Source organism: Flavobacterium sp. (assembly GCF_049240005.1).
Lineage (GTDB): Bacteria > Bacteroidota > Bacteroidia > Flavobacteriales > Flavobacteriaceae > Flavobacterium.
Map to the genome: position 1 here is coordinate 16,023 of NZ_JBMLTK010000074.1, position 6,775 is coordinate 22,797.

Annotated in this window: 1 protein-coding gene; it reads right to left on the reverse strand. The window is 40.5% G+C overall.

Features of this window, described 5'->3' with window-relative positions:
- A partial coding sequence (locus ACOVQQ_RS07885) for an Ig-like domain-containing protein (protein ID WP_421817768.1) occupies positions 1-6,775 on the reverse strand: 6,775 nt, incomplete at both ends.

Consider the following 6,775-nt stretch of genomic DNA (forward strand, 5'->3'; position numbering starts at 1 on the left):
GTATCGTTAACCGCCGTCGGAGTATCTACCGATGCCCCGTCTGGAGTAACGGTAACACTTACCGTAGCGGTAGAGCTGTCTCCGTTGCTGTCGGTGATCGTGTAAGTGAAGCTGTCCGAGCCGTTGAAGTTCGCGTTTGGAGTATAGGTAACCGTATCGTCGGTCGGATCGTTTGGTGTACCGCCGTCGTTGATTGTTACTGTACCGTTAGCTCCTTGAGTAACTTGGATCGTACCGGTGTTTGGTCCGTCTCCGCCAAAGTTGTCGTTCGCCAGTACGGTGATCGTCGTTGGCGTGTCCTCTGCCGTAGTAGCCGTATCGTTAACCGCCGTCGGAGTATCTACCGATGCCCCGTCTGGAGTAACGGTAATAGACAAAATTGCTGTATCAGTAGCTATGCCATCTGACAAAGTATAAGTTATAGGTGGAACTACTCCATTAAAGTTAACAGCTGGTATGTACGTGTAACTACCATTCGCATTTACAGTTACATTCCCCTCCGAAAGGACAGCAGTATCTCCCGCATTATATGTAGTGCCGTTAATAACGAATTGAATAATGGTTAATGGATCTAAATCGCTATCCAAATCATTCAAAATCAAATCCCCCGGAGCACCATTAGCTACAATAAGAGTTCCATCTTCTAAAACTGAATTTGAATCATCATTAGCGACTGGAGGAGTATTAACAACAGAGGGTGTTACCGAAGAGGTATTATTTCCTGGAACTAAATCCGATTCATTAGCAGATATAGTTGCGGTATTCAATTTGGAACCTAAAGGAGCTACAATTACTGTTATATCAAGAGTCGCACTACTTCCATTCAATAAAGTTCCAATATTCCATACTCCTGAAACATTATTATAAGTACCTACAGAAGGATTAGAAGAAACAAATGAATAACCAGACGGTAATAGATCTGTAACTGCAACCGCAGTTGCGTTACTTGGCCCTGCATTTGATGCTGAAAGAGTGAAAATAATAGTGTCACCAACCGCTGGCGAGTTATTATTTACAGATTTAACAACACTTACATCGGCTACCGGAACAGGATTAACAATTACTGTATCATCATTATTCGCAGGGTTCGGGTCGTTCTGATCCGCAGTTGAAGTGGCTGAATTATTGTATAAACCTGATGCATTAACGCTAACCGTTATGTCTAATGAAGCATTTGCTCCTGCAGCAATATTTCCAACACTCCACTGACCATTAACAGGATTATAAGTTCCCACTGAAGGAACTGCCGAAACAAAAGAATACCCACTAGGCAATAAATCCGTTACCAAAACATTAGTTGCAGCACTTAATCCATTGTTAAGTACGTTTAAGCTAAAAGTAATATTGGAAGCAACATTCGGAGTTGCATTATTTACCGTCTTACTTAACTCCAAATCTGCCTGCGGCACTGGTGTAGGAGTAATAGAAGAAGTATTGTTACCTGGAACAGGATCAACTGTAACAGAATTTACATTCGCTGAATTAGAATAATCGCCAGAACCTAAAACTGTGGCTGTTATAGTCAGAGTTTCGGTAGAACCTGCGTTTAAATTTCCAATTGTCCAAACTCCTGTTAATTGATTATAAGTACCTACTGAAGGTACAGCACTAACAAAATTATATCCACTTTGTAGGACATCAGTTACAACTACTCCACTTGCGTTAGAGAAATTAACATTATTAGTAGCTGTAATAGTAAAAGTGACGTTTGATCCAACATTTGGAGTGTTAGTTGATGCAATTTTAGTCACGCTTAATTCAGCCGCTGGTGATGGTGTCGGAGTACTTGAAGAATTATTATTACCAGGGTTTGGATCCGGTAAAGTACTAGTAGAACTAGCAGTGTTCGCATAAACGCCTGAACCCAAAACTGTCGCAGTAATTTGAAGTGTTTGGTTGCTACCAGCATTCAAACTACCAACATTCCAAATACCTGTGATTGAATTATAGGTACCTACTGATGTTACAGCGCTGACAAAACTATAACCAGATGGCAATTGATCAGTGACCGTAACTCCAGTAGCATTACTTGAGATTGAACTATTTGCTACAACAATCGTAAAAACTACGTTACTTCCTACCTGCGGAGCGGAATTACTTACCGATTTTGTACTACTTAAATCGGCTGTGGGTGATACTGTAGGAGTATTTGAAGATGAATTATTACCTGGATTAAAATCTGGCTCAGTACCTGAAATGGTCGCAATATTTTGATAGTTACCGTTTCCTACAACTAAAACTTCTAATTGCAAACTAGCCGAACTACCTGCATTTAGACTACCAATTGTCCAAACTCCAGTGATCGGATTATAGCTTCCTACAGACGCTACGCTATTTACAAATTGATAACCCGAAGGCAAAACATCAGATACTTGAACTCCAGATGCGTTGCTATAACCAGCAGCATTTGTTGCTGAAAGAGTAAAAAATATCGTGTCACCTACACTAGGCGTATTATTACTTGAAGTTTTAATAACCGAAAGTTCTGAAGCAGCAGTAGGAACTGGAGTTGAACTACCAGAATTATTGGACAAATTTATGTCCGAAGGTGTAACTGTACTCAAAGAAGCGGTATTTGCATAAGTTCCACTTCCTAATACAACTGCATTTATGGTTAGTGTTTCTGAAGCGCCAGGGGCTAAATTTCCAATAGACCAAATTCCTGTTGCCTGGGAGTAGGTTCCTAGGGTTGCATTAGCACTAACAAAATTGTAACCAGAAGGAAGGACATCAGAAATAGTTAAACCTGTGGCAGGACTAAAGTTTGAATTATTACTAGCCTGTATTGTAAATTGAATAGTGCTACCTACAGAAGGCGTGTTATTATTAGCCACTTTAGTAACAGCTATGTCTGTTTGAGGAATAGGCGATGTAGTTACGTTTGCGCTATTATTCCCTGCAACCGCGTCTGTCGGGTTAACATTGTTCAAAGTCGCAACATTCTGATAAATTCCTGTACCGCGAACAGTTGCTGTAATTTGAAGGGTCGCACTTGCTCCTGCATTTAAGTTACCTATATTCCATAATCCAGATAAATTGTTATACGTACCTGATGAAGGTGTAGCACTTACAAAGAGATACCCCGTAGGTAAAAGATCAGAAATAATCAATCCCGTTGCGTCTGAGAAAGATGCATCATTGGTTGCTGTTATGGTAAAGACAACATCAGTTCCTACTTGAGGATTAATAACATCAACTGATTTTGTGAGTGCAATATCACTTCTAAGAACTGGTGTTGGCGTATTAACGGCAGTATTGTTTCCTGTAGAAGGATCAATTTGTCCTCCTGAAATAGTTGCAGTATTTGCGTATGAACCTGTACCTCTTACAGTCGCTGTAATTGTCAGAGTTGCAGATGCTGCATTGTTAAGGTTACCTATATTCCACACTCCAGTGGTAGAATTGTATGAACCTAAAGAAGGAGTTGCTGAAACAAATGTATATCCAGATGGCAACAAATCGTTAACAGTAACGCTTGTAGCATTACCCGGACCATTATTGGAAGCAGTTAAAGTAAAGGTTACGCTAGATGGAACGGTTGGCGTACTATTATTTACTGTTTTAGTTATTGACAAATCTGTTTGGACTACAGCTCCGAAATTACGAGAACAAGATGCTGCGCCAGAGCCTGTAAATGAAACGGCATAAAAATTTGGCGATACTGGAGCTGTTTGCACAAAGCCTGAAGGTAGTGAACCTAATCTCACAATATATGACGCACCAGTGTAGGTAGTATATGTAATAAGAACGTTATCAATCGTAACAATATCACCAGTTGCATTTGTAGCAGTTGTTTGGAAGCGAACAGTAGTATCGGTTGAAATAAAGCTAGTTATATCAATCGCACCAGAACTTTGTGCCCCCGCATTAGGAATTGTCAGTGTGCTTAATGTGGTGTAAGTACCGCCACTCGCATTTGAAACATCAACAATAACACCGTCAGTATTGACATCTAAACCAGTCTTAGTAAATGTATAAGTAAGTGAAGCACTGATTGCACCAGCAGCTGCTAGGTTAAAAGACCTTCTGGCACCACGAGCTGTATTTTGTAATGAAAGTGCACCGCCCGTTACTTGAACACTACCAGTTCCAAAACCGTCAACTTCTCCTAACTGCACCCATGGATTAGTCCAGTTTACAGTTCCGTTTGTTCCAGTACCGCTGCCTGCAGTGTTAAATTGGTCAAGTAAGGTATTAGACACAGTCGGTGGAACCACTTGGATTTGGTAATCTGTTGCACTACTTTGAACTGTGGTTTCAAGTGTATCGGTTCCTGAATCAAAAAGACCGTTTGTATTAACATCTCGATAAAGTTGAATAGAAGCATTCGCAACACCTAATTCTCCTGCATTTTGAGTTGCATTGTTATTTAAGTCGTTAAAAACTGTACCCGTAATCGTATTTCTGTTGGCCACACTAGTACAAGCAACGTTTAATGTAACCGTAGTAGTTGAACAAACTGTAGGATCATCGATACTACATGCATTATATTGAAAAGAATCCGGGCCATTATAACCTAAATTAGGTGTATAAGTTACTGTACCATCAGGATTAACAACCACTTGCCCATTAGTTGGACCTGAAATTATTGTTACTGAAGCAGGATTTGGAACACCTGGAGTGTCATTCGCTAGAATATTTAAAACTCTAGGAACATCGGTTACAATATTAAAGTTATCCGCAACTGCGGTATAATTAGCAAGTACTCCTAAAAAGCGTCCTGAAACGCAATTACCTAAAGCAACCAATGGAGGCGATTGGCCAACATTTGCTTGATTTAGCGTTGAAACTGTAAATCGACCTGCCAGTCCTGAAACATCAGGCCGTGCAATATAACATGCGTTGTTAACGCCATAAGTAAAGCGAACATTATCGATAAACAAACTATTAGTATTGCTAATTCCTCCACTAGTAGTAAATGAAATGGTATTAGAACCATTATTATTTAGAGCCCCTGTAGGAACGTTTAATGTGATTGTTGCGAAACCGGTATCTGCTGCCAATTGGCTAAAATTGATTACTTGTAGTACTGTAACTGCACTTGTAGCGCCATTTGTAATTGTTACTGTAACAAAATCGGCTGCATTGTCCCAAGCAGCTCTTCTATATCTGAAACTTAAAGACGCTGAAACCGCATTTACCACATTAAATGATCTAGCAGCTGTGCGGTTTGGACCGTTTAAAATCAAACTATTATTTGTTCCCGATTCAATTCCGATGGTTGTCGGTACTGCAGCAAAATCATTTGTACCGCCTGATTCAATCCAAGACGAACTAAAATTTAGCGAGCCATCGTTACCTGCTATTCCCGAGGGTTCGAAATCATCTGCAAAAAAGAAGCCGGGAACTACCGAAAAGCTGTAATTACCAGATAAATCACTCGTTGTTGATTGAATTGCCGTGTCAGCACCATCTATAGTATTGTTGCAGTTTAAGTCGGTAAATAACAACACAGGAACCCCCCCTTGTAATCGTTCTCCAACATTATAAGTACCATCATCCGGTAATTGTTCAACAAATACGCGACCACTTACCACAGCTTCACTAGCAGTTGCTGGACAAGTTGTTACTCTAATGTTAACTTGTGCTTCATCGCAACCTGTAATGAATTCGTTAGAACAGACTAAGTAAGTAAACGTCTCCAAACCATTAAAACCAGGATTTGGTGTATAGGTAATAGTACCGTCTGTATTAACTTGAACGGTTCCGTTTGTTGGTGGTGTTAATATTTGTACACTTGACCTATTTATAGTACAAAGAAATCCTGCATCGTTTACAAGTATGTCTACGATAATTGGGGTGTTTGGTTCGGTAACTTCAACATCATCATTCGCAATGACCAAAAAGTCAAGACATTTTGGTTGCATTACCGTACCTACATCCAAACCAACAGGACCTCCACCTCCATTTACTGTATTAGCGGTAATAGCATCTTGTCCGTAAATTGTTGCGAGAGGTGTGCCGCATGAAAAAACCGCTATACCTCCTTGGTCACCGTCTGTAGTATCGAATATTTTTACCTGCTCGAGCGGATCTAGATTGACAACAAAGTCGAACGGTAGACCGCAAGCATTAATACCTAATGATCCTGGAGCACTTAAATTACCATCAAACTTAACAAAAACATCCGCAGCAACATTTCCTGCATTTGTTACCCAAATAGGGTTCGCGTTATTCGCAACGGCATTAGTAGTAGAGCCCGGTGCCCAAGCAATACTTGAGAAATTTGTTAGTCGCTCTGCTGCAATAAGTGTAAATGCCCAATCGAAACCTGACCCAGCAGTGTCGTCATCAATTACTTGAATAGCCGTATAAGATTCTCCCCCGGCGCTTTGAAATCTGTAACCGCTTGTTCCTGTCAAAGCTAAGAAGGCAGATGAGCTCGCTGGTACAACAACGTTACCGCTAGCAGTACTACTAGTCCAATTAATTGTTATCGGAGCTGCCAATGGATTATAAAAATAAACTCGTGTAGGAGCTTGAGCAGTTCCAGTAGCAAAATTTTGATCGGAAACCGGCGTATAATAAGTATCTCCAAAAAACAATGATTGGAAAATATTAATGTTTCGCGTTCCAAAGCTATCGAGACCTCCAAATAACACATCGACACCTACAGGCTGTGTTGATGTGATTACAGCTCCGGTCTTCAAATCGTTCGCAAGATTGACATTACCCTCTTTAGTAGGTTGTGTATCCCCTACTGAGTTCCCTCCAGATCCGTCATAGAACCAAACTTCACCTTCGTTTAAAACTCGAGTTACATCTACTGTACCAT